General features: G+C 41.1%; 17 protein-coding genes and 1 tRNA gene. 12 read left to right on the forward strand and 6 right to left on the reverse strand.

Going from position 1 to position 23,622, the window contains the following annotated elements; translation table 11 throughout:
- Nucleotides 1-219: 219 nt before the first annotated feature.
- Nucleotides 220-909 carry a Fic family protein gene (locus tag H5186_RS21060; RefSeq protein ID WP_182794907.1) on the forward strand — a complete coding sequence of 230 codons (690 nt, stop codon included), beginning with the start codon at nt 220-222 and terminating at the stop codon, nt 907-909.
- Between the two features lie 481 nt (nt 910-1,390).
- Here H5186_RS21060 and H5186_RS21065 read toward each other — a convergent pair whose 3' ends face one another.
- Nucleotides 1,391-2,347 (reverse strand): methylenetetrahydrofolate reductase, encoded by a 957-nt coding sequence (locus tag H5186_RS21065; protein ID WP_145235486.1) that lies wholly within the window; start codon nt 2,345-2,347, stop codon nt 1,391-1,393.
- A 248-nt stretch (nt 2,348-2,595) separates the two neighbouring features.
- Between H5186_RS21065 and H5186_RS21070 the strand changes: the two genes are divergently transcribed.
- On the forward strand, nt 2,596-5,481 hold the full coding sequence (locus tag H5186_RS21070) for a pitrilysin family protein (protein ID WP_182794908.1): 2,886 nt from the start codon (nt 2,596-2,598) through the stop codon (nt 5,479-5,481).
- A gap of 164 nt (nt 5,482-5,645) precedes the next feature.
- Here the strand turns inward: H5186_RS21070 and H5186_RS21075 are convergent, their stop codons facing one another.
- Both H5186_RS21075 and H5186_RS21080 read right to left on the reverse strand, forming a co-directional pair.
- Complete coding sequence (locus tag H5186_RS21075; RefSeq protein WP_182717143.1) at nt 5,646-5,966, reverse strand: helix-turn-helix domain-containing protein; 321 nt, start codon at nt 5,964-5,966, stop codon at nt 5,646-5,648.
- A 2-nt stretch (nt 5,967-5,968) separates the two neighbouring features.
- Complete coding sequence (locus tag H5186_RS21080; RefSeq protein ID WP_182717228.1) at nt 5,969-6,361, reverse strand: hypothetical protein; 393 nt, start codon at nt 6,359-6,361, stop codon at nt 5,969-5,971.
- Nucleotides 6,362-6,699: 338 nt separating this feature from the next.
- Here H5186_RS21080 and cysE point away from each other — a divergent pair, with 338 nt between their 5' ends.
- Both cysE and H5186_RS21090 read left to right on the forward strand, forming a co-directional pair.
- Nucleotides 6,700-7,515: a serine O-acetyltransferase gene (gene cysE / locus H5186_RS21085; RefSeq protein WP_149982076.1), complete on the forward strand. Its 816-nt coding sequence runs from the start codon at nt 6,700-6,702 to the stop codon at nt 7,513-7,515.
- Nucleotides 7,516-7,544: 29 nt separating this feature from the next.
- Entirely contained in the window at nt 7,545-8,216 is a 672-nt protein-coding gene (locus tag H5186_RS21090; RefSeq protein ID WP_182794909.1) for a hypothetical protein, read from the forward strand.
- Between the two features lie 6 nt (nt 8,217-8,222).
- Here the strand turns inward: H5186_RS21090 and xseA are convergent, their stop codons facing one another.
- On the reverse strand, nt 8,223-9,557 hold the full coding sequence (gene xseA, locus H5186_RS21095; RefSeq protein WP_182717141.1) for an exodeoxyribonuclease VII large subunit: 1,335 nt from the start codon (nt 9,555-9,557) through the stop codon (nt 8,223-8,225).
- A 135-nt stretch (nt 9,558-9,692) separates the two neighbouring features.
- On the opposite strand from xseA, the gene guaB reads away from it, so the two are divergent.
- Nucleotides 9,693-11,162, forward strand: coding sequence for an IMP dehydrogenase (gene guaB, locus H5186_RS21100; RefSeq protein ID WP_149982073.1), 1,470 nt, complete (start codon nt 9,693-9,695; stop codon nt 11,160-11,162).
- A 103-nt stretch (nt 11,163-11,265) separates the two neighbouring features.
- Nucleotides 11,266-12,843, forward strand: a complete 1,578-nt coding sequence (guaA, locus tag H5186_RS21105) for a glutamine-hydrolyzing GMP synthase (RefSeq protein ID WP_145235498.1) — start codon at nt 11,266-11,268, stop codon at nt 12,841-12,843.
- 161 nt (nt 12,844-13,004) lie between these two features.
- Here the strand turns inward: guaA and H5186_RS21110 are convergent, their stop codons facing one another.
- Nucleotides 13,005-13,889, reverse strand: coding sequence for a LysR family transcriptional regulator (locus H5186_RS21110; protein WP_182739810.1), 885 nt, complete (start codon nt 13,887-13,889; stop codon nt 13,005-13,007).
- 131 nt (nt 13,890-14,020) lie between these two features.
- Here H5186_RS21110 and H5186_RS21115 point away from each other — a divergent pair, with 131 nt between their 5' ends.
- The 4 genes from H5186_RS21115 to rimI all read left to right on the forward strand — a co-directional run bounded on the left by H5186_RS21115 (nt 14,021) and on the right by rimI (nt 16,755).
- The gene (locus tag H5186_RS21115) at nt 14,021-15,376 is read left to right on the forward strand and encodes an MATE family efflux transporter (protein ID WP_182794910.1); all 1,356 of its coding nucleotides are present in this window, start codon (nt 14,021-14,023) and stop codon (nt 15,374-15,376) included.
- A gap of 480 nt (nt 15,377-15,856) precedes the next feature.
- Nucleotides 15,857-15,933: transfer RNA gene (locus H5186_RS21120), tRNA-Trp, on the forward strand.
- Between the two features lie 65 nt (nt 15,934-15,998).
- Nucleotides 15,999-16,307: a hypothetical protein gene (locus H5186_RS21125; RefSeq protein WP_182739808.1), complete on the forward strand. Its 309-nt coding sequence runs from the start codon at nt 15,999-16,001 to the stop codon at nt 16,305-16,307.
- Nucleotides 16,294-16,755 carry a ribosomal protein S18-alanine N-acetyltransferase gene (gene rimI / locus H5186_RS21130; protein WP_182717138.1) on the forward strand — a complete coding sequence of 154 codons (462 nt, stop codon included), beginning with the start codon at nt 16,294-16,296 and terminating at the stop codon, nt 16,753-16,755. The genes H5186_RS21125 and rimI overlap by 14 nt, the downstream gene beginning before the upstream one ends.
- On the opposite strand, the gene H5186_RS21135 is transcribed toward rimI, so the two are convergent.
- Nucleotides 16,741-19,422, reverse strand: a complete 2,682-nt coding sequence (locus tag H5186_RS21135; protein ID WP_182717137.1) for a hybrid sensor histidine kinase/response regulator — start codon at nt 19,420-19,422, stop codon at nt 16,741-16,743. The genes rimI and H5186_RS21135 overlap by 15 nt on opposite strands.
- A 262-nt stretch (nt 19,423-19,684) precedes the next feature.
- Between H5186_RS21135 and prfC the strand changes: the two genes are divergently transcribed.
- Nucleotides 19,685-21,268, forward strand: coding sequence for a peptide chain release factor 3 (gene prfC, locus H5186_RS21140; RefSeq protein WP_145235504.1), 1,584 nt, complete (start codon nt 19,685-19,687; stop codon nt 21,266-21,268).
- Nucleotides 21,269-21,323: 55 nt separating this feature from the next.
- Entirely contained in the window at nt 21,324-23,066 is a 1,743-nt protein-coding gene (argS, locus tag H5186_RS21145; protein ID WP_182794911.1) for an arginine--tRNA ligase, read from the forward strand.
- The last annotated feature ends 556 nt before the right edge of the window (nt 23,067-23,622 follow it).

A 23,622-nucleotide genomic window follows, 5' to 3' on the forward strand; every position in this document is an offset into this window, starting at 1 on the left:
TCTCGCGATTTAGCCCTTGCCATTCGCTAGTAGTTATCGTTTAATAACAGTATGTTATTTAAACGGTGATCTTCCTACAGAGGACTTTCACCTCATAAGTCAATGCCCATGTCGGGCGTACACAAGTTGCTTAAACGGATTCACTCGTTCACCGCTTAGCAAAGCCTTATGTTTACAATCAATATTCGGAGTTAAGTTATCGAATTAAAATACAAGATTATGATTGGAAGTATAGTTGTCACCTCGATAGCAATCCCTCTAATTAAGTTCATTTATACGAAATACATTGAAAATAAACCATCTGTTTTCTTTGATGAGTTTGATAAAGCATTTATCGATTTAAATGATCAATTAGCAATCGCAAATATTCTAGATTCTAAAGGTAAAGTTTCAAGTAAAAAAATTTGTTATGCTCATGAAGTCATATTTCAAAAAGAGGCTTTTAAATCTGGTGTATATCGAGAGTCTGATGTTGAAATCTTGATGCCTCAGGCTCAGATTGAGAATGATTTCATAGGTACAGTTATTCCAGAAATTAGCCAAATAAGTAAGTATATAAAAGGTTCAAAGCCACTCTATAAAAAAGAAATATCAGTCGCGTTGGAGAGAACGTGTCGCATGTGGAATAGATGGGTGAAAAAGAAAAATCGACTTAGTGATAAATCAAAAATTGATTTAGCGTCTCGATTCCAAACGTACTTTATGATTATCCATCCATTTGAGGATGGTAATGGTAGATTAGGTAGGAGGTTATTGAACGAGCAATTATCTTTTCTTTTCGATGCTCACATTGACTTTAATCCTGACCAACAAGAATTTTACTCTGCCGTAAATAAAGCATCGGAGGGAGATGAAAGTGAATTAAGGAAACTGATTTCATCTGTAGTCGAGAGCAAAGAAGAAAAGTAAACATAATCGGGTAGCCGGAGGTCTCTAACCTCCAGCCCCCACACACACCATCATGCGCTTTTTATTAACAGGAAGTGCAGTGGTTGGTTCACCTTCAAGCGTCTACTTTTGCGGCTGGTGATACCAAATGCTATGGCGAGTCGGGCCTAGAATCTGTATTCCTCTAAAGCGCAGCGCCTCTCAACCTCTTTGTGAATAATTTACTAAACTTTTTTGCACAAAGAGAAGGGAATGAGAAGTAAATGAGGGAAACTTAGCGCTTAGTATTGGCATGGTTAAACCATCACTCAAAATAAATTTAAAACGAGTTATTCTACAGGCTCGTTGCTGACAGTCAGATTTGATTGAGTCCTACAGTTCAAATCTGACAGATCAAGATAGAACTTATTCAAATAAACGTGTTCAAATAAACGAAGCTAATCATTTGAACTGGCTTATTCTATGGCGCTTATCATTATTGCTCGAAGCTCGAAGCTCGAACCTAAGCAATCTGTTTTTCAGCAAGATTTAATTCCATTGTCGCTTTTAATAAGCGGTAAAGATTAATTGATGCATCAATTTCTTCTTTACGGTTGGTTAAACTTTCAATATTTAACCCCAGTGGCACGTCTAAATGCGCGCAACTTCTTAGTATTAAATCTAAGTTTTCACGGCAAATACGTACAGATTCACTCAGTGGGTTTTGCGAATCAAGCATCCGCCATTTAGTTGCATCAGGTACGGAAATTCCTAACCATTGCATAAACTCTAAGGTTTTTTCACTGCCGCAGGGCGTAAAGGTTAGAATAATACGTTTAGGTTCGATACCTTGAGCTTTACAGCTGCGCGCATAACTGGTGATCAAATCCACAGTTGCTTGCGCGTTATACACAGCTTGTGAGATAAAAAATTTACAGCCTTGCGTGGTTTTTTCAAGTAAGCGTTCATGTTCATTACGTTTACTTGCGTGGCGCTCGGCAATGGTAACGCCTCCTAAAAAGAAGTCTTGAGGCTGTTCGCTTAAGACTTTATAAGCATCAGGCAGGCTTAATTTAATATCCCCGTCAGATGATGGACTACCGACTAATACTAGGTTTTTTAAATTAAACTGGTTTTTAGTTTCGCTTAACCACTGTTTAAATTCGGCCACACCGCGCTGTGCAACACTTTTATAAGTGATCACTTCTTGATGCGATAAATTACGTAGTAAGTTACTGTATTCTCGAGGATCAACCGTTTGCTTGAACGGAAAAGGGCGAGGCATCTCAGTGCGACTACTTTCATCTTGAATGTCATAAATAATCACGCCATCGTATTCAATTTCATGCAAACGAGCTAAGAGCTTTTGGGCGATAATTTCAAGCTGCGCTTTATCAGTACCAATACGTGGTGGGGTGGTACCAATTAAGTACACACCCTGATTGGTGTCTTCAATTTTCTCTTGTAGTGATAAAGCCATAATCCTCATTCCAGCTAAGTTAGTATCTATGGCAAATAATATAGCAGCCATTTAGACGTCTAGATAGATTTTTTTTAGTGAAACTTTTTCAACGAAGATGAGTTTTATTCATGTTGCTCTGAATGAAGAGTTCTGTGTTACACAACTGTTTACATAATTTATTGCCTCAGGGGTCTTATATTGACTTGCTTTGTTGCATAATCGGATGACTAAAAACAAGAAATTTATTCAACTAACAAGGGATAGCAATGAAATTTAAATTATTAGCAACGAGCCTTGCGGTAACGCTTGCACTGGGCGGTTGTGCAAGTAACAGCGGCTCAAACATGGTCAAAGAGGTTGAGATTGAGCAGTCAACGGTTGCCAGTAGTAATGATCGGGTGTTCTCACAAGATTATTTATTAGAAGAGCTTGATAACGGTTTACGCGTTATGGTGGTGAAAACTGATTACCCTGATGTGGTATCACTACAAATTCCAGTCTCTGTCGGTTCTCGTAATGAAGTCGAAGCAGGTAAAACCGGTTTTGCACACTTTTTTGAACATATGATGTTTAAAGGCTCTGAAAAATATCCGCAAGATGTGTATTCTGATATTCTAAAAAATTCAGGGGTTGATAATCGCGCTTATACAACCAATGATTACACTAACTATCACTTAAACTTTTCAAAGCAACATCTTGATAAAGTACTTGAAATTGAAGCGGATATTTTTCAAAACCTGACTTATTCAGAAGAGCAATTTCGTACCGAAGCATTAACAGTTAAAGGCGAATACCTTAAAAATAATGCCAGCCCGGTTCGTAAGTTACTTTCTGCAGTACGTAATGAAGCATTCGAAAAACATACTTATAAACATACCACCATGGGCTTTTTTGCAGATATTGAAGCCATGCCGGATCAAATGGCATACGGTAAAGAGTTTTTTGCTAAGTTTTATAAACCTGAATATGTGTCATTAGTGATTGTAGGCGATGTTGATCCAGCTGAAACTATGGCTATGGTTAAAAAACACTGGGGCCAATGGCAAAAAGGCAATTTCGTTGCTGATATACCAACCGAACCAAAACAGCAAGCGGCGAAATATATACATGAACAAAACGAAGGCTTACCAGGGCATTGGTTATTAGTATCGTATAAAGGCACAGCCTGGCAGCCAAAGCAAAAAGACAGAGCCGCGCTTGATTTACTGTCACAGCTTTATTTTTCAACCAACTCAGAGCTTTACCAAGAGTTAGTGGTTGATAAACAAATTGCTAGCCAAATGTTTAGCTATAACCCTGATACCAAAGATCCCGGCTTATTACATGTTTTTGTGAAAGTTGAAAATGAGGCTGATTTAGCGGTTGCTCGTGATGCAATTAATAGCACCTACGCAAAAGCTCGCACTGAGTTGGTTGATAGCCAAAAGTTAGCTGATTTAAAATCCAATCTTAAATACAGCTTTATTAACGGCCTAGACTCCTCACAAGCTATAGGTTCAACTCTTGCCAGTTATATGCATTTTGAACGCGACCCAGAAGTCGTCAATCAATTATATGCAACGGCTGACAGCATCAGCGCACAAGATATTCAAGATATTGCTAATAAATACTTTGTCGATAGTAGCCGTACTACCGTGACTATGTCAGCGCTTGACAAAGTGGCAGACTTTGAGCAAGAAGTGGATTTAAATAGCCTTGTTGCTAGCAAGCACACAGTGCAACAGCGTCATTTTAAAGTGCTAGATAAAACCAATAGTTCGCCATTGATTGATATTAACTGGTTATTCCATACCGGTGCTGCGGCTGATCCTAAAGGTCAAAAAGGCGTAGCTGCACTCACTGCGGCCATGCTTGCTCAAGGTGGTTCACAGGCGAAGAGCTACAACGACATTAAACAGGCACTTTATCCATTGGCAGGTAGCTTTGGTTATCAGATAGATAAAGAAATGATTTCGCTACAAGGGCGTGTCCATAAAGATAACGCTGCACAATGGTATGCACTGGTTAGTGAGCAGTTACTAAATCCTGGCTTTAGAGAAGATGACTTTAAACGCCTTAAGAAAGAGCTCATCGACGGCATAAAATCTGGCCTAAAAGCCTCAAATGACGAAGAGCTAGGTAAAGAAGTGCTTTATCATAAGCTGTATCAAGGTCACCCATATGAGAGCTATAACTACGGTGATCTATCTGATTTAGAAGCATTAACACTTGATGACGTGAAAGCGTTTTATGCGAAAGAATTTACTCAAGCTAAACTAACTGTCGGTTTAATTGGCGCAGTACCTGAATCACTTAAAGCAACCATGTTTAGCGATTTAAGTGCTTTGCCTAAAGGTCAGCAAAGTCGTTTATCGATTCCTGATGCACCAGCGCTAAAAGGTCATCACGCTACAATTGTAGAAAAATCAGCGCAATCGACTGCGGTATCGTTTGGCTTCCCAATTGATACCATTCGTAGCGGTGAAGACTGGACGGCACTGTGGTTAGTTCGCTCATACTTTGGTGAGCACCGCAGTTCAAACTCATATCTTTATGAGCGCATTCGTCAAACCCGCGGTATGAACTACGGCGATTACGCGTATATTGAGTATTTCCCACGAGGTATGTTCCAGACTAAGCCTGATGCAAACTTAGGCCGCTCTGAGCAAATATTTCAAGTATGGCTTCGCCCGCTGCGCTCGAACAATGACGCTCATTTTGCAACGCGTACCGCTTTATTTGAACTTGATAAGCTAATCAAAAATGGCATGACAGAAAAAGACTTTGACGCAACGCGTAACTTCTTAATTAACTTTGTGCCGCAAATGGTAGCAAGCCAAAACCGTCAATTAGGGTATGCGCTAGATAGTGAGTTTTACAACACCGATACTTTCGTAAAGTATGTAACGAGCAAGCTTGAAAAACTGACAGTAGCTGATGTAAATCGTGTCATAAAAGAGAACTTACAAACGGATGATATTCAGTATGTGTTTATCACCGGCGACGGAAAAGATATGCAAAAGCGCCTAGCGTCAGAGCAAACATCCCCTATGGTATATAATGCAGAGAAACCAGCTGAATTAGTTGCTGAGGATAAAGTAATCGCTAATTACAAACTGGCAATACCAGCGAAAAATATTGAAGTACTTGCTGTAGATAAGGTGTTTGAATAACGAGCATTTAAATAACTAAGAAGCTTAATTTAGATGCCCCAAATTTGGGGCATTTTTATAACATTGCGCCAATTTTTACACCTAATCCAAAAAGTATAATTGCACTGACGATAAGCACTAAGGTGATGTGTCCTCGCGATTCCTTTGACATAGTTTAAATCTCCTTATTTCATAATTAAAAACACGGTGATCATGCCAAGCGCAAAGCTGGCAATGGACGACAGCGCTAAAATTGTTGTGATACTTTGCGTATTTAAAGTATGTGTCTGAGCAACTGAAACTGTATTTTCCTCAAGTTTTATTAACTCACCTTGACGTACTTCTAACACTGCACACAAGGCCATGGTGGTTTCTTTAGACGCTGCGCCTTCTTTTTTTACCCGTTGAATAGTTCGTAAACTTACGTCACAGGCATCTGCAAGCTGTTGTTGAGTCCAATCAAGCTTTTGCCTTAATGCTTTTATAGTTTTGGGGTTTAATTGCATGATTATTTCCCCAAAGCTAATGTTGAAATAATATACCCAACAGTAAAACCAACAACAAAACACCCAGCAATAAAAAGAGCTGATTTTTTAGGGTTACTAAATAAAGTTGTTTGCTCTAAGCTTTTAACTAACTTTTTATTTTTAAACAGTGAGCACTCAAGCCTACCAGTTAAAATATTGTGCATTTCAAACTTAACATTAAAAGTATTACCTGATAGTTCAAATTGGTGTTTACTTGTGACATTAATACTTCGCTTTTCACTAACTAGCTCATCATTAATATAGACTTCTTCCTTACCGGTGAAGTAACTGCCAAAGCAGGCTATTTGATCGTCGCCATCTTGAAAGTAAAATTTATAGCCTAGTTTCTTTGTATTGAGTATGTCATTGTTCATCATCGTATTCCTTATTAAGTTGATGATGCTAATTTAGCGTTTATTATTATTTTTTACGCCGTCAGCTTTACGCCAGTTGTTATTTTGTCATATGACAGTATAACTGTCATTGATGTTTAGTTATTGAATTTTAAAGTTTTATATTTTTTATGGCTACACGTTAATTTTATCTACTGTCGTAACTCATTATGTAAAACTATAATGAGATTATTAAAGAATGATTTTGAAATTTAGTTATATCTAATAACTAGAACAAATAACCGCAGCGTTAACACATCTGACTTGAAATCCGTTAAACTGCATAAAAGCTTATCTTCGTATTAATCTAAGGCCGTCCTATGCGTCATGAAATTTGGCAACAGCTCCGCACCGAAGCAAATGAAGTCGTTACCCGTGAACCTCTGTTAGCAAGTCATGTGTATTCATGCATTTTAAATCATGAGTGCTTAGGGTCTGCGTTGAGCTTTATTGTTGCTAATAAGCTGGCAGACGCAGTGGTATCTGCATTTACTATCCGGGAGTTATTTGATCAGGCTTTTGTTGAATGTGATCGAATGCTTACTCATGTCGCCCATGATATAAAAGCCGTTAAAGATCGTGATCCCGCTGCCGATACATATTTAACTGTGATATTAAATTTAAAAGGTTTCCATGCAATTCAAGCACATCGACTCGCCCATTGCTTATGGTTACAAAACCGTAAAGAGCTCGCTCGCTTTATTCAAAGCCGTACCTCAGAAGTATTTGGCGTTGATATCCATCCTGCTTGTAAAGTCGGCCATGGTATTATGTTTGACCATGCAACTGGTATAGTGATTGGTGAAACAGCTGTTATTGAAGATAACGTCTCTATTTTACAATCAGTTACTCTAGGTGGTACTGGTAATGAAAAAGGCGATCGTCATCCGAAAATTCGCGCCGGTGTTTTAATTGGTGCTGGGGCTAAAGTGCTCGGCAATATTGAGGTCGGCGAGGGCGCCCGAATTGGCGCAGGCTCAGTGGTACTGAGCGCCGTACCACCACACACCACGGTTGTAGGCGTACCAGCTAAAATTGTTGGTAAACCAAATTGCCCCTGTCCAGCGCAAAGCATGAATCAAAACTTTTTAGAAGTTGAAGCTGAAAACGAATCGCACACCAGCGCAATGTTATAAATCAAAATTAACCATAAATGGAATTATAAATGAGTAATAATGGTTTGTTTTCTCGTGTGCTGGCGTTTGCTGCTGGCGTGGTTTTAACTTGGGGTTACTTTCAGTTGGCCTCAAGCAAGACAACACCTGTTCATACACTGCTAACACACGAGGTTGAGCAGCAACGCGATATAATGGCGACGGACGTTGAAACAGCTGTTGCTAATCAAGCAGCAAATTTTGCACAAGCGATTGATAGCAAAAAAATGGCCATTGCACCACAACAGCAAATGGCAGAAGAGCAACCGCTTGAGCAACAAGTGCAACAGCTCAAGCGTGAGTTACTGCAACAGCAAAAATTAGTAAAAGCTTACGAACAACAATTGCAAGCACCGTCCGATTTTGAACAAGCTTTGCTAGACAAGTTTACTGAGCAAAGTCGCAATGAAGAGTGGGCTTATCGTACCGAGACTGCCATGAAAGACTTTTTACAGATTGCTGATCTTGGCATCACCCCTGAATTGGTTAGTGCGCAGTGTAAAAGTTCGGTATGTAAATTTGAACTTGCAGCGCCAAAGGATGTAGATGATTTTGATCATACCCAATGGCGCGAACTCAACGATAAGTTGGTACAACAAGACTTTTGGCAGCAATTTAAAGTCAGTACTTCAAAATCAAGCGATCGCGATTTTTCATTATTATTAAGTACTGAGTCAGAATAACGAGCCTCAGCTGACACGAGCTTGAATTACGCCATCAGCAAGCTCGGTTACAATTAAATCACCTTGAGTTACTTGCTTAATAGACTTAATCACTTGCCCTTGCTCATTTTTAGTGATGCTATAACCACGAGCGAGTACATTGAGCGGACTTACAGATTCTAATCGGCTAGCCTGCATTGCGAGGGTATTTTGGGCACTGTGTAATTGTTGCTGCATGGTTTGTGTTAAACGCCCTTGCAGTTGCTGTAATTGATGACTTGCCTGAGTAATTTTGCGATCTGGTGAGCGCTGCATTAGTCGCGGCGTTAGATTATTTAAGCGGCGCTCATATTGATAGAGCCGATGTTGTATCGCCTGCTGTAATGCTACTGTCAATTCATCTAAACGTTGCGCTTGTTGATTTAACTGATTACGCGGGTGACATAATGTTAAACGGTGCTCAAGTGCTGTTGCAACGCTTTGCTTTGCAGATAACTGATGTTTAAACGCATTGGCTAAGCGATTTAATTGTTGTTGGATTTGATTATAAAGTTCGCTGCTATTGGGGCTAACAAGCTCTGCAGCCGCGCTTGGCGTTGCGGCGCGCACATCGGCAACATAATCGCTAATGGTGGTATCAATTTCATGACCGACAGCACTGATAATTGGTAGGTTACTGGCAAAAATAGCGCGTGCCAGTAGCTCATGGTTAAAGCACCATAAATCTTCTAGTGATCCACCACCGCGGCCTAAAATAATTACATCAACTTCATTGCGGGCATTAGCAATATTGATTTTATCAATTAATTGTAGGTGCGCGTCTTTACCTTGCACCATAGCAGGGTAGATCACGACTTCAAGTTGTGGCGCTCGACGCTTAAGTACCGTTAAAATATCTTTGATAGCCGCCCCTGTGGCTGATGTAATAACACCAACACGATGCACAACCCCAGGCAATGGTTGTTTATGGGCGGAGCTAAATAAACCTTCGGCGGCTAAGCGCATTTTTAATTCATCAAACTGTTGCTTTAGTTGCCCTTCGCCAGCAGCTTCCATGTGTTCAACAATCAGCTGATAGTCACCACGCGGTTCATACAGCGATACTCGGGCTCGAACTGTCACTTGTGCGCCATTTTCAGGGCGATAGCGTTGGCCTCGATTGTTGCCTCGCCACATCGCCGCTTTTACTTGAGCGCGATCATCTTTGAGCGTGAAATACCAATGACCAGAGGCTGGTGTAATGAAATTTGATATTTCGCCGGTTAAATTTAACGATGCGAATCCTTGTTCGAGTACGGTTCTTATTTCTCTATTTAACCTAGAAACGGTATAAATCGTTTGCTGCTGGGATGTTACGGCCATAAAGCGACTCTAAAAAGCGATGATGGGGGTATTTTATCATAAATAATTGTGAAATCTTATTTACTCGTGCCCACAACGCTGATAAAATTTGGCCGCAATTCCTTAAACAAGATCCACATGTGAGAAGTTGCCAAAATGCTTAGAATTGCTAAAGAAGCTCTTACCTTTGATGACGTACTTTTAGTACCAGGTCATTCTACTGTTTTGCCACACACGGCAAACATTTCAACTCGCTTAACGCGTGGTATCAAACTTAACTTGCCGCTAGTTTCAGCATCTATGGATACTGTTACCGAAGCACGCTTAGCGATTGCGCTAGCGCAAGAGGGCGGTTTAGGTTTTATCCACAAAAACATGACAATTGAAGAACAAGCCAAAAACGTACGTAAAGTTAAAACGTATGAAGCGGGTATTGTTTCTTTCCCTGTTACTGTGACAGCGGATTTAACCATTGCAGATGCAATTGTACTTGCTGAAGAAAAAGGCTTTTCAGGTTTTCCGGTAACGGACGCTGAAAACGGCCTTGTTGGTATTGTTACCAGCCGCGATATGCGTTTCGAAACCAAGCTTGAGCAACCGGTTTCAACAGTGATGACTAAAAAAGAAAAGTTAGTCACTGTAAAAGAAGGTGCTGCGCGTGATGAAATCTTAGGATTAATGCACGAACACCGTATCGAAAAAATCCTTGTTGTTGATGATGCGTTTAAATTAAAAGGCATGATCACAGTAAAAGATTATCAAAAAGCACAAGACAAACCACATGCATGTAAAGATGAACAAGGTCGTTTACGTGTAGGTGCTGCTGTTGGTGTAGGCCCAGGTACTGATGAGCGTATTGCTGCATTAGTCGAAGCGGGCGTTGATGTATTACTAATTGATACCTCACATGGTCATTCTCAAGGTGTTATCGACCGTGTTGCACAAACTCGTCAAACTTACCCTGAACTACAAATTGTAGCAGGCAATGTGGCAACAGCTGAAGGTGCGATTGCGCTTGCCGACGCCGGTGTTGATGCAGTTAAAGTAGGAATTGGCCCAGGTTCAATCTGTACTACGCGTATTGTTACTGGTTGTGGTGTACCACAAATCACAGCTATCTCTGATGCTGTTGATGGCCTAAAAGGTCGTGACATTCCAGTGATTGCTGATGGTGGTATTCGTTTCTCAGGTGATATTGTAAAAGCACTTGTTGCTGGTGCATCATGTGTGATGGTTGGCTCAATGCTAGCGGGTACTGAAGAAGCGCCTGGTGAAGTCGAGCTTTACCAAGGCCGTTACTACAAGTCATACCGTGGTATGGGCTCGCTTGGTGCGATGAACCAAAAAGAAGGTTCATCAGATCGCTATTTCCAAAAATCAAATCAAGCAGACAAGCTTGTGCCAGAAGGTATTGAAGGTCGTGTGGCTTATAAAGGTCCAATCGCGACAATCATTCACCAACAAGTTGGCGGCCTGCGCAGCGCAATGGGTTTAACCGGTTGTGCAACGATTGAAGAATTAAACACTAAACCTCAGTTTGTACGTGTTACTTCAGCAGGTATGGGTGAGTCACATGTTCATGATGTGCAAATCACCAAAGAAGCACCTAACTACCGCTTAGGTTAATAGCTTCAAATCTATTAAAATTACTGGGCTAGCTTCGCTAGCCCTTATTTATTATAGTCATTCAGGTAACCTGAGTGCTAGTTCTTGACTAACGAGACCCTCAATGAGCAAAGACATTCACGATTCACGAATTCTTATTTTAGACTTTGGTTCGCAATACACGCAATTGATCGCCCGCCGTGTGCGAGAAATTGGTGTTTACTGTGAACTGTGGGCATGGGACGTAACGGAAGAGCAGATCCGTGAGTTCAATCCACAAGGTATCATTCTATCTGGTGGCCCTGAGTCAACAACCTTAGAAAACAGCCCGCGTGCCCCTGAGTATGTATTCAATGCAGGCGTACCTGTACTTGGTATTTGTTACGGTATGCAAACAATGGCTACTCAGCTTGGCGGTAGCGTTCATAGCTCTGATAAGAAAGAGTTTGGTTACGCGCAAGTTGAAAAAGTCGGTAACTGTGCATTATTTGATGCCATTGAAGACAGCATTACCGATGGCGGTGAAGGTATTTTAGACGTGTGGATGAGCCATGGTGATAAAGTAATGGAAATTCCAGATACTTTCAAAACCACAGCTAAAACATCTACTTGCCCACATGCGGCAATGTCTAACGAAGAAAAGCGTTTTTACGGCGTACAATTCCACCCAGAAGTAACCCACACTCATCAAGGCCAACGTTTGCTAGAACGCTTTGCGATTGATATTTGTGGTTGTGAAAAGCTGTGGACAGCAGCAAAAATCATTGATGACGCCATAGAGCGCATTAAAGATACAGTGGGTGATGACGAAGTAATCTTAGGTTTATCTGGTGGTGTTGATTCATCAGTGGTGGCTATGCTTATTCACCGCGCGATTGGCGACCGTTTAACCTGTGTATTTGTTGATAACGGTTTACTGCGTTTAAACGAAGGTCAGCAAGTAATGGATATGTTTGGCAATAAGTTTGGCCTAAACATTATCAAAGTGGATGCCGAAGAATTATTCTTAGCGGATCTTGCTGGTAAATCAGACCCAGAAGACAAGCGTAAAGCCATTGGTCATACATTTATTAAGGTATTTGATAGCGAATCTAAAAAGCTTAAAAATGCAAAATGGTTAGGTCAAGGTACTATCTACCCAGATGTTATCGAGTCAGCAGCGTCTGCAACTGGTAAAGCGCATGTGATCAAGTCTCACCATAATGTGGGCGGCTTACCAGATGACATGGAAATGGGCTTAGTTGAGCCACTGCGTGAATTATTTAAAGATGAAGTACGTAAAATTGGTTTAGAGCTCGGTTTACCGTACGACATGCTTTATCGTCACCCGTTCCCTGGGCCTGGTCTAGGTGTGCGTGTACTTGGCGAAATCAAAAAAGAGTACTGTGACTTATTACGCCGTGCTGACGCTATCTTCATTGAAGAGCTTCACAAAGCAGAGCTTTACCATAAAGTAAGCCAAGCGTTTACTGTATTCTTACCGGTTAAGTCGGTAGGGGTTATGGGTGATGCACGTAAGTACGACTGGGTTGTTTCACTTCGTTGTGTAGAAACTATCGACTTTATGACTGCACGTTGGTCACATTTACCGTATGAGTTCTTAGGTCTGGTTTCAAACCGCATCATTAATGAAATCGACGGTATCTCACGCGTTGTTTACGATATTTCAGGAAAACCACCTGCGACTATTGAGTGGGAATAATTTTTAGGCCTGAAACGTCTGGCACTAACAGGCATTAAATCTTAATTAAGTCCGCGTAATTGCGGACTTTTTTGTTCGGAACATCACTGAAAAAATGCTGTGACACTTTGTTCTATAAGTCAAAATATAAGAGCAGAGCCTTTCGATTGCGCAGGAAGATTTTATATAGCGTGATTGTTCATTAAGTGGCGCATTTGCTCAGTAATCCAATCTGTTAATTTATTGCTTGGGCTATCGAGTCGTTTTACTATGCCTATTTCAATTAATTGATCCGTTAAGAAGTCGGCTTGAGCTATTTTTATTTGTTCAAAAAACCAATGCGCCTTGGCGATATGCTCAGGCACGATGGCCCAGCCTTGATTCTGCGTTACCAATTCACAAATCAAATAATAACTGTCTAAATCCCAATGATCTGGGCTTAGGGCATTTTCGCGGTTTTCTCCTGAGCGGTTGCAGAGTACGAACTGACGATATTGTTGAAGTTGCGCAAGGGTCAATACATCTTCTTTAGCGAGAACGTGCTTGTTACCGACAATCAGGATTTTTCTAAAATACCCCAGAGACTGTAAGGTTAACTTGGGTGGCAAAGCACTGTTGCTAATCATAAAACCAATGTCGGCCTTTTGATTAGCAATGGCATTGGCAATGTCGTCTTGTGAGCCATTGGTAATAACCAAATGAGTGTTAGGAAACAAATCGCCTACTTGAGAAAAAATAGAATGAATGGTTTCCAGTGGTAAGGCTTCATCCAGGGCGATTCGTAACGAAATGGGCTCTTTGTTCGCAGCTGTAAGTGCTCTTGAATCTAATCGAAGGCATTGGTTAAGCACGGCTCGCGCTTCGGGAAGCATCTCTTTCCCCAGAGGCGTTAATACGGGGTATTTAGAGCTGCGATCAAATAACTCAAACCCTAAATCCAATTCTAAATTGGCTATGGCGCTACTAATTCGTGATTGTGCCTTTTGTAATTGCCTTGCTGCTGCAGAAAAAGAACCCTGCTCAGCGGCGGTAACAAAAGCCAGTAATTGATCCAATGTCCAATTCATTCCTATCTCCTAAACGGCCATTTAGCGGCTAGTTAAGCTTTTTAATCCATCCTTTAAGCGGATGGTAACTGACTTTCTTATATCTCAATTAAATATATTATGCCCGCATTATTACCTTCTGGATATTTAAGATGCAAGCTGCCCCACAAGTTCAACCGTCACAATCCGTCGCAGGCACGTTTTGGCGTTTTGCCATTCCTTCCATCGTCGCTATGTTAGTCAGTGGTTTATATCAGATCATTGATGGTTTCTTCGTTGGTCACTATGTTGGTGCAAACGGACTAGCAGGTATCAACATGGCAATTCCATTGCTTGGTTTAATCATGGGTTTTGGTTTGCTTGTTGGTATGGGAGGCGGCAGCGTATTATCTAAATATCGTGGCGAGAATAACCTCGTAGCCACTCAAGCAACACTCATCACCGCGCTTTTCTTGATTATTTTGATCGGCTTATTGGCCACAGTTGTGTTTATCGTTTTTGGTCAGAGCCTGCTCAATATTCAAGGCGCGACCGGCGTCACCTTAGAGATGAGTTGGGGTTATGTGCAGATCATGTCGTTTGGGGCGCTTATTTCGATTGGTGCTAGTGCCATGCCGATGTTGGTTAGAAATGACGATAGCCCAAACCTTGCGACGGTATTCATCATTGTAGGTGCCTTGACCAATATTGTCTTGGACTATGTTTTCTTAGGCCATCTTGATATGGGATTAAAAGGTGCAGCTATTGCTACCTTAATTGCTCAATTAACCACTTGTATATTGTGTTTACGTTACTTTACGTCGTCAAAAGCTAAAACCAAGCTATCGGTTAAACAACTTGATAAGACCATCGCCATTCGTATCGTGCAATTAGGGTCGTCAAACTTAGTGATGTTTATCTACTTCAGCTTCGTCATGGCGTTCCATAACATGCAATTTATGGCCTACGGAGACACCACGCAGTTAGCCGCATTCGCGATTGTTGGCTACTTAGTGAGCTGTTATTACTTCTTCGCTGAAGGCTTAGTCAGCGGCTTGCAGCCACCAGTGAGTTACTACTTAGGCGCCAAGCAATACAAACGCATTAGCGAAACCGTAAAACTGGCTTTTTCTGTTACCGTTGGGTCCGGTATAGCTTTGGTAATACTGTTTAACATTTTTCCGGAAATCTTTATCAGCATCTTTACCACAGGCAATGATGCATTACTTGAAGCAAGCAAAAACGGTATTCGTTTACACTTAATGGCATTGTTTTTAGATGGCTTCTTATTCATGGCGTCCATCTACTTCGTCGCCGTTGGTAAAAGCGGACAAGCCCTGTTTGTTTCCGTCGGCAATATGTTGATACAGTTTCCTTTCCTATTCATCTTGCCGAAATACCTAGGTATCGATGGTGTTTGGTTAGCCGTCCCTTTATCTAACATTGCCTTCGCATTGATCGTACTGCCGATGCTATTAAGCAACCTGAAAGGTTTTATGTACATGCATAAACAACAAAGTTTCGTTTAAAAAAACAATAAGAACAAAATAGTAAGGATATTTTCATATCGACGAGCGTTAAATAACTTTGGGGCAAAAGCGAGTTATGTGTTTTAACAACAAGAGTCTGCACCACTTACTATGACTTGATATGTAGCTGGTCGCTCATGTTTTGATACGCTTTAAAAGTGGACAACAAGTTGAGTATAAAAAGTGAATAGAATTGAACTTAACCGCGCTTATTACTGAAAAGAAGCATGGGCTTCGTTGTGATATGGCCGAATCCTCAGTCTGGGCCAAAGCTGAACTAAAACGTCTGCGAGTAGCAAAAAGTAAAAAATGCTGAACATGGATATATATGAAGGCTTATCCTAGTTTAGGTAAGTAATTATAAAAACGGCGAATTAGTTGACTAATTCGCCGTTTTGTTTATTTAAAAAGCAGTTAAACTAAAAGAGTGATTTTTTTCTTTACCTTTAGCGAAACTTCTCTATAATTCGTCGTCATTGCAGGGGCGTAGTTCCAATTGGTAGAACAGCGGTCTCCAAAACCGATGGTTGGGAGTTCGAGTCTCTCCGCCCCTGCCACTTCTTCTTTACATAGCCTTGATTACTTCTTATATTGTTCCAGTGTTTAAGTCTACTGAGTTTTTATGCATCCACGATACGCAGCTATATTTGGTATAGAAAACCTCGAACTAAATCAGCATTTCCGATTACAGTCAGTCGCTGAACAACGTTCTGATGCACCAAGTGCAGCGCCGCAGGTAAATATAGAGCTAAGTACTACGCTATTGGCTGATTTAAATCGCGCTATTGCGCCATTAAAAATTAGCCAAGTAGTGCAAAGCGATAAGCTTGCATGGCATGATGGTCAATTGAGCTTACCAACCCAGCAGCTTAATGCTGATAATAAACGCGCGCTATGGGCGCTGATGAGCACACACCTTGATAACCTTTGAATCTGTTACTGAATTATCCATTGATGCGCTGATGCGTGTTGAGAACGCGTGTCACACTCATCCGTGGACAGTAAACACTATGCAATCATGTCTCGCTGGACGTTACTTTAATTTAGCTGCGTTTAATGAGCAGCAAATTATTGGTTTTTATATCGGTGAAAAAGCAGGGCCTGATTTTACTTTAATGGATATCTGCGTGGCACCTGATTTTCAGGGGCAGGGGATTGCCAAACAATTGCTTGCAGCGTTTATTGAATACGGCGAAAAACACCACGCTGAAAACTTATTTTTAGAAGTACGTGAAACCAATACTCGTGCCATCGCCTTATATGAGCAGGCAGGCTTTAGTGAAATGTCGGTACGTAAAAATTACTACCCAAGTAGTGACCCATCAAAAAATGGCCATGAAGATGCTATCTTAATGGGAATGACATTACTTTTTGGTTAATGACTGTTCTTGTTGCAAGGTATATTTTATCGCTTCAATTAAGCTCAGTGCTAAATAATCACGGCGGTTGTGATCACGGCCACGTAAATTATCTTCAAGTGTGGCCGCCGCATGGTGAATATTACTAAAACCAAAACAACCAGCACTGCCTTTTAAACTATGGGCCAGTGCTCTGAGCTGCTCCCACTCACCATTATTGTATAGCTGCGTAACGTCGGTTAAATAACCTGGCAGTTTTAAGCGATAGTTGTCGTTGATCTGTTGAAATTTTTCGCTGTTTAGCAAGCTATCCCATTTATTCTGGCTGTCTTTTTCAATATTTAAATAGCTAACAAGCACACTTTCTAAGGCATCTTTATCGATAGGCTTAGCCAGTGCTTCGTCGCAACCGGCTTGCAAATAGGTGTTTACGTCATCTTTCATAACATTCGCGGTAAGTGCAATGATCGGCCCATCGTAGGCTGCATGGCGGAGCATTTGCGTGGCTTCTAAGCCGCCCATTACCGGCATTTGCATGTCCATAATGATTAATTGATAGTCATTCACCAGCGCCATTTCAACAGCTTCTGCACCATTATTGGCTATATCAGGCTCAAGCCCCCATGTTTGCAGTAATAACTTGATTAGTACTTGGTTGTCAGGGTTATCCTCGGCGACTAATATATTGGCATCAAAGCTATTTTCTGCGAATGAAAGCTGTAAGTCCTTAGCGGGAGTTAATTGGCTTAACTCAGTCAGCATTGGCACTGTTTGTTGTTTATCTGCAGGTAAGTTACAGGCAATTTGCACGCAGAAACAGCTTCCTTGGCCTGGCGTGCTTGTTACATAAACATCACCACCGAGCAATTGTGCTAAATTTTTAGAAATACATAAGCCTAAGCCAGTGCCGCCAAAGCGTCGTGTTGTTGTTGTATCAGCTTGTTCAAAAGGTTTGAATACCCGTTCAACTTCTCGCTCTGACATGCCAATACCGCTATCTTTAATGGCAAATTCTATGAGTTGTAAATCACTGTTATAGGTAATATCTAATTCAATTAAACCTTGCTCGGTAAACTTCACTGCATTGCTGGCAATATTAATGAGAATTTGCTTTAAACGAGTGCTATCACTATTAATTATACGCGGTAATGGTAAGTGAAAATTGATATTGCAGTTAAGTTTTTTCTCTTGTGATAAAGGACGAATAATCGAATCAATATCATGAACTAACTGCACAATATCTAGCGGTTCTTTTTCAACAGCTAATTTTTCGGCTTCGATTTTCGACAAGTCTAAAATATTATTGATGAGTTCAAGTAAGTGTTTAGAGTTACGTAATATAGTATTTAGGTGCCAAGCGTCGCCGGTTGTATTTTGGCTGTGTAATAGCTGCTCAGTAAAGCCCATGATGGCGGTTAGTGGTGTACGTATTTCATGACTCATATTGGCTAAAAAGCGGCTTTTTAATTGGTTCGCTTGTTCCGCTTGGGCAATGGCCACCTCGAGTTGACTATTCATGGTTTCAAGTGCCTTGGTACGGCTTTCGACTTTATCTTCTAAGTGATGTTTATATTCTTCAAGTTCGTCTTGATAATGACGAATTTGGTTCACCATGTGATTAAAATCATTAAATAATACCCCCACCTCATCATTATTATGGGCAGGCAAATATACCGACAAATCGCCGTCACCTACTCGATGGCTGGCTGCCCCTAGTAACTCAATTGGGTTAAGTAGTAAATTACGTACCACAATAAAAATCAGCATCGGCAGGGTGATCACTGAAATAATCACGATCAAGGCGGTGATCAAACTGATCGCTTTGCCGGATTGATAAAGCAAGGCTTTGGGGATGGTCGATACATAATAATAACCGCCGCTCATTTGGATGGCGTAAATCATCCGTTCAACCTTATCAATACTCGATAACTCTATGGTTGAGAGCTTACCTAGATCGGCTAAGTCGTGAATTTGTTGCAGCTCATATTCGCTAATATATTGACCGCGCTTATTGTAGTCTGAGCTAAATAATATTTTGCCATTGCTGGTCAGTAATAAATTTAAGGTATTGTTATAGGGCGCTTCTAAAATGCTGGTATTTAAAATCGATGGCTCAACATGCAACACAATAAACCCTAATTGTTGCGGACGTTTAAGGTAGTAATCAGCACTGTAAATACGTTGAATAAAATACAAGCTGGTAGTGCCATCTTGTTTTTGCACCATAAACTGTTGTTGGCGTAAGTTACTTTGTAAAACTTGTGAGAAAAATGGATAGCTGGTTGGTGCGGTATTTAAATTACTGGAGTAATAGGCGTCGCTTTGACCATCCGGAGAGACTAAATTTACGCTAACAATATCGGGATAAGCTTCTGAATAGCTTGCAAATACATCCATTAGTGCGCCTAGACGACGGGTATAATTGCCGTTATCGCGTAAGTCATCTGCTAAAAAGTCACTTAGTACAGGGGAGGCCGAGAGTAACTTTGTAGTGGAGTGGAATGAATCGATGTAATTGAACATTTTTTGTTGTTGCTGTTCAACAAAACGGCTAACAATGAGCTCGGCTTGTTTTTGTGTGGAGCTGGTAACGTTGGTGAGAGTAAAGCCACCTAAAAACAATAACGGTAAAATCACCAAAGGCGTGATATACCATAATAATCTTATACTTAACTTACTTGTTCTCATACCCAAACAAAATATCCTCCATGCAATCTATCAATAGTATGCGTTAGCGTAAAATTACACAAGTTTAGTGCGTTCGCTGCAGCAAACGGGTTGAGCTGATTTTAAACCAAGTTATCGGCTAATTACTTGCAATCGTTGCTTTTTTGGCTAAGACAAACAAGGTATAATGTGACTAATTCTATTTTATATTTACAGTGCGTAGCGAAGACCTGTGCTTAGGTTTGTTTTTGGTTGCGCCTTGTTATGACTTAAAGCGGCTTACATGTCTAATTTATTAAACGAAATCAATACGCGACGCACGTTCGCGATCATCTCGCATCCGGATGCTGGTAAAACTACCATCACCGAAAAAGTACTGTTGTTCGGACAAGCTATTCAAAAAGCGGGTACCGTTAAAGGCCGTGGCTCTAATCAACATGCCAAGTCTGACTGGATGGAAATGGAAAAAGAGCGTGGTATCTCGGTCACGACCTCTGTTATGCAATTCCCATATAATAAAGCGCTAGTAAACCTACTTGATACCCCAGGACATGAAGATTTCTCTGAAGATACTTATCGTACCTTAACTGCGGTCGATTCATGTTTGATGGTGATCGATGCGGCTAAAGGTGTTGAAGATCGTACTCGTAAATTAATGGAAGTAACGCGCTTACGTACCACGCCAATTGTCACATTTATGAATAAATGTGACCGCGATATTCGTGATCCGATGGAGTTGTTAGACGAAGTTGAAACAGAGCTAAATATAGCTTGTGCACCGATCACATGGCCAATTGGCTGTGGTAAAGAGTTTAAAGGTGTTTATCATATTCACCGCGGCGAGACCTTGTTATACAAAACCGGCCAAGGTCATACTATTCAAGAAGTACGCAGCATTAAAGGGCTTGATAATCCTGAGCTTGATGCAGCGATTGGCGATGAGCTTGCTGGGCAACTGCGTGAAGAGTTAGAACTTGTTATTGGTGCATCGCACGAATTTGATTTAGAGCTATTTTTAGCGGGTGAGTTATCACCAGTGTACTTTGGTACTGCGCTTGGTAACTTTGGTGTTGATCATGTGCTTGATGGCCTAACTGAGTGGGCACCAACGCCATTACCGCGTGAAACAGAAGACCGTACTGTTGTTGCAACAGAAGAGAACTTCACTGGTTTCGTATTTAAAATTCAAGCGAATATGGACCCTAAGCACCGTGACCGTATTGCGTTTATGCGTATTGTGTCGGGTAAATACAGCCAAGGCATGAAAATGAACCATGTGCGTATAGGTAAACAAGTCAGTATTTCTGATGCGGTAACCTTTATGGCGGGTGATCGTGAGCGTGCAGGTGATGCTTTTGCAGGTGATATTATTGGTTTACATAACCACGGTACGATCCAGATAGGTGATACCTTCACACAAGGTGAAAAGCTTAAATTTACTGGTATTCCAAACTTTGCGCCGGAATTATTCCGCCGCATTCGTCTGCGTGATCCACTTAAACAAAAGCAATTATTAAAAGGCTTGGTGCAGCTATCTGAAGAAGGTGCAGTACAAGTATTTAGACCGCTTATTAATAACGACTTAATTGTAGGCGCGGTTGGTATATTGCAGTTTGATGTGGTTGTAGCGCGTTTGAAAGCAGAATATAACGTAGATGCTTTATACGAAAGCGTAAATGTAAATACCGCACGTTGGGTAAGTTCGACTGACGTTAAAAAGTTTGAAGATTTTAAACGTAAATGCGAAAGCAACTTAGCGCTTGATGGCGGCGATAACTTAACTTACATAGCGCCGAGTCGTGTAAATCTTAACTTATCAATTGAGCGCTATCCAGAAGTGACATTTAACCACACGCGTGAAAATTAGACTCAAATTTTAATTTAAAGCCCGCTAACGCGGGCTGGTAAAGGTAATAAATTACATGAATATTCGTACCCTACTAATTGAAAGAGCCATCGCAGCCATGACTGCCGCTGGCTTACCTGCAGATACTAACCCTGCGGTAACACAGAGTACCCGCCCACAATTTGGTGACTACCAAATTAATGGTGCAATGGGCGCTGCTAAAAAAATGAAAAGCAACCCGCGAGAGCTTGCACAACAAATTATTGATCACTTAGATGTAAGTGATATCGCAGACAAAACAGAAATTGCCGGCCCTGGTTTTATCAATATTCACCTAAAACCTGAGTTTTTAGCGCAAAGCTTAAAAGCGGCAAACCAAGATGCAAAGCTGGCTGTTGCTGAGCATGCACAACCGCAAAAAGTAGTGGTTGATTACTCATCACCTAATCTTGCTAAAGAAATGCACGTTGGGCATTTACGTTCAACGATCATTGGCGATGCAGTAGTACGCGCACTGGAGTTTCGTGGCGATACAGTTATTCGTCAAAACCACATGGGCGATTGGGGCACGCAATTTGGTATGCTGATTGCGCATCTGGAAGATCAAATCAGCCAAGGTGTTGATTTAGATTCTGTGGCACTTGCTGATCTAGAAACCTTCTACCGCGATGCTAAAAAGCGTTTTGATGATGAACAAGGTTTTGCAGATAAAGCGCGTGATTACGTAGTAAAACTACAAGGTGGCGACGCGCATTGTGAAAAACTATGGAAGTTGTTTATCGCAACCTCGGTAAAGCATTCTGAAGAAGTATATAAACGCTTAAATGTAACGCTTACACCAGACGACATCATGGCTGAAAGTGCTTATAACAGTGAACTGAACAATATCATTAAGTTATTACAAGATAAGAATATTGCTGTTGAGTCACAAGGCGCACAGGTGGTATTTTTAGATGAGCTGGCAAATAAAGATGGTGAGCCATCAGTGTTTATCGTGCAAAAATCAGGTGGCGGTTTCTTATACGCAACCACCGATTTAGCCGCCTGTGATTACCGTTCAAACAAGTTAGGCGCAGCCCGCATTTTAATTTTTGTTGATGCGCGTCAAAGCCTACACTTCAATCAAGTAGAGCTTACTGCACGTAAAGCCGGTTTACTACGCGATGAAACTAGCTACGAATTTTGCCCATTTGGCACCATGATGGGTGAAGACGGCAAACCATTTAAAACGCGTACAGGTGGCACGGTAAAACTTGCTGATTTACTTGAAGAGTCAATCACTCGAGCTGCTGCTAAGCTTGCTGAACGTGAGTCTGACTTAACTGATGAAGAGCGCAGTGAAATTGCCCGTAAAGTAGGTATTGGCGCAGTTAAATATGCAGACCTTTCTAAGCACCGAACCAGTGATTACATTTTCAACTGGGACAGTATGCTTAGCTTTGAAGGGGCAACAGCACCTTACTTACAATATGCTTATACTCGTGTACGCAGTATTTTCCGTAAATCAGGCGAAGACGCAGCAAGCTTAAACGCAGATGTCGCTATTGTTGAACCGCAAGAAAAAACCCTTGCACTTAAACTACTGCAATTAGAAGAAGTACTTGATCAAATGATCAGTGAGGCAACACCGCACGTATTATGTAGTTACCTATACGAGCTTGCCAGCCTATACATGACCTTCTACGAAGCTTGCCCAGTACTTAAAGAAGGCGTAGAGCCAAGTGTACGCGATAGCCGTTTAGTGCTGTGTAATTTGGTAGCGGATACGCTGAAAACGGGCCTAGATCTTTTAGGCATCGAAGTCATGGAGCAAATGTAATCACCGTCGTATTTTAATCTAATACTGCGTTGTCCACTCGACTGACCCTAATCACATACAAATACGTATGCTCATAGGGATAAGTCGAGTGTCCGCCTTATCTTAGACTAAACTACTTAGGTGAACGTCTGCTGCGTGTAGTTCGCTTTAGCTGCGTTAATGAGTTTATTTAGCCTAAGTCACATACAAAATACGTATGCTCCTTGGCATAAATAAACTCACTGCCTTGCTAGCGCTCCTACACTTGCAGATGTGTAGTTTGGCACTTAGTTACTGACCCTAATCACATACAAGAGCGTATGCTCATAGGGATAAGTCGAGTGTCCGCCTTATCTTAGACTAAACTACTTAGGTGAACGTCTGCTGTGTGTAGTTCGCTTTAGCTGCGTTAATGAGTTTATTTAGCCTAAGTCACATACAAAAGTGACAAGGTACTAGGAAGAAATAGGCCCTAGGTTCTAAGAATAGTTTGACACACAGATAGTTGTTTATAAATTTTTGAAGAACCTAGAACCTAGAACCTAGAACCTAGAACCTGGAACCTATAACCTAGAAC

Origin of the sequence: Pseudoalteromonas sp. SG41-2 (genome assembly GCF_014164535.1) — a bacterium.
In the GTDB taxonomy this organism is placed as follows: Bacteria; Pseudomonadota; Gammaproteobacteria; order Enterobacterales; family Alteromonadaceae; genus Pseudoalteromonas; species Pseudoalteromonas rhizosphaerae.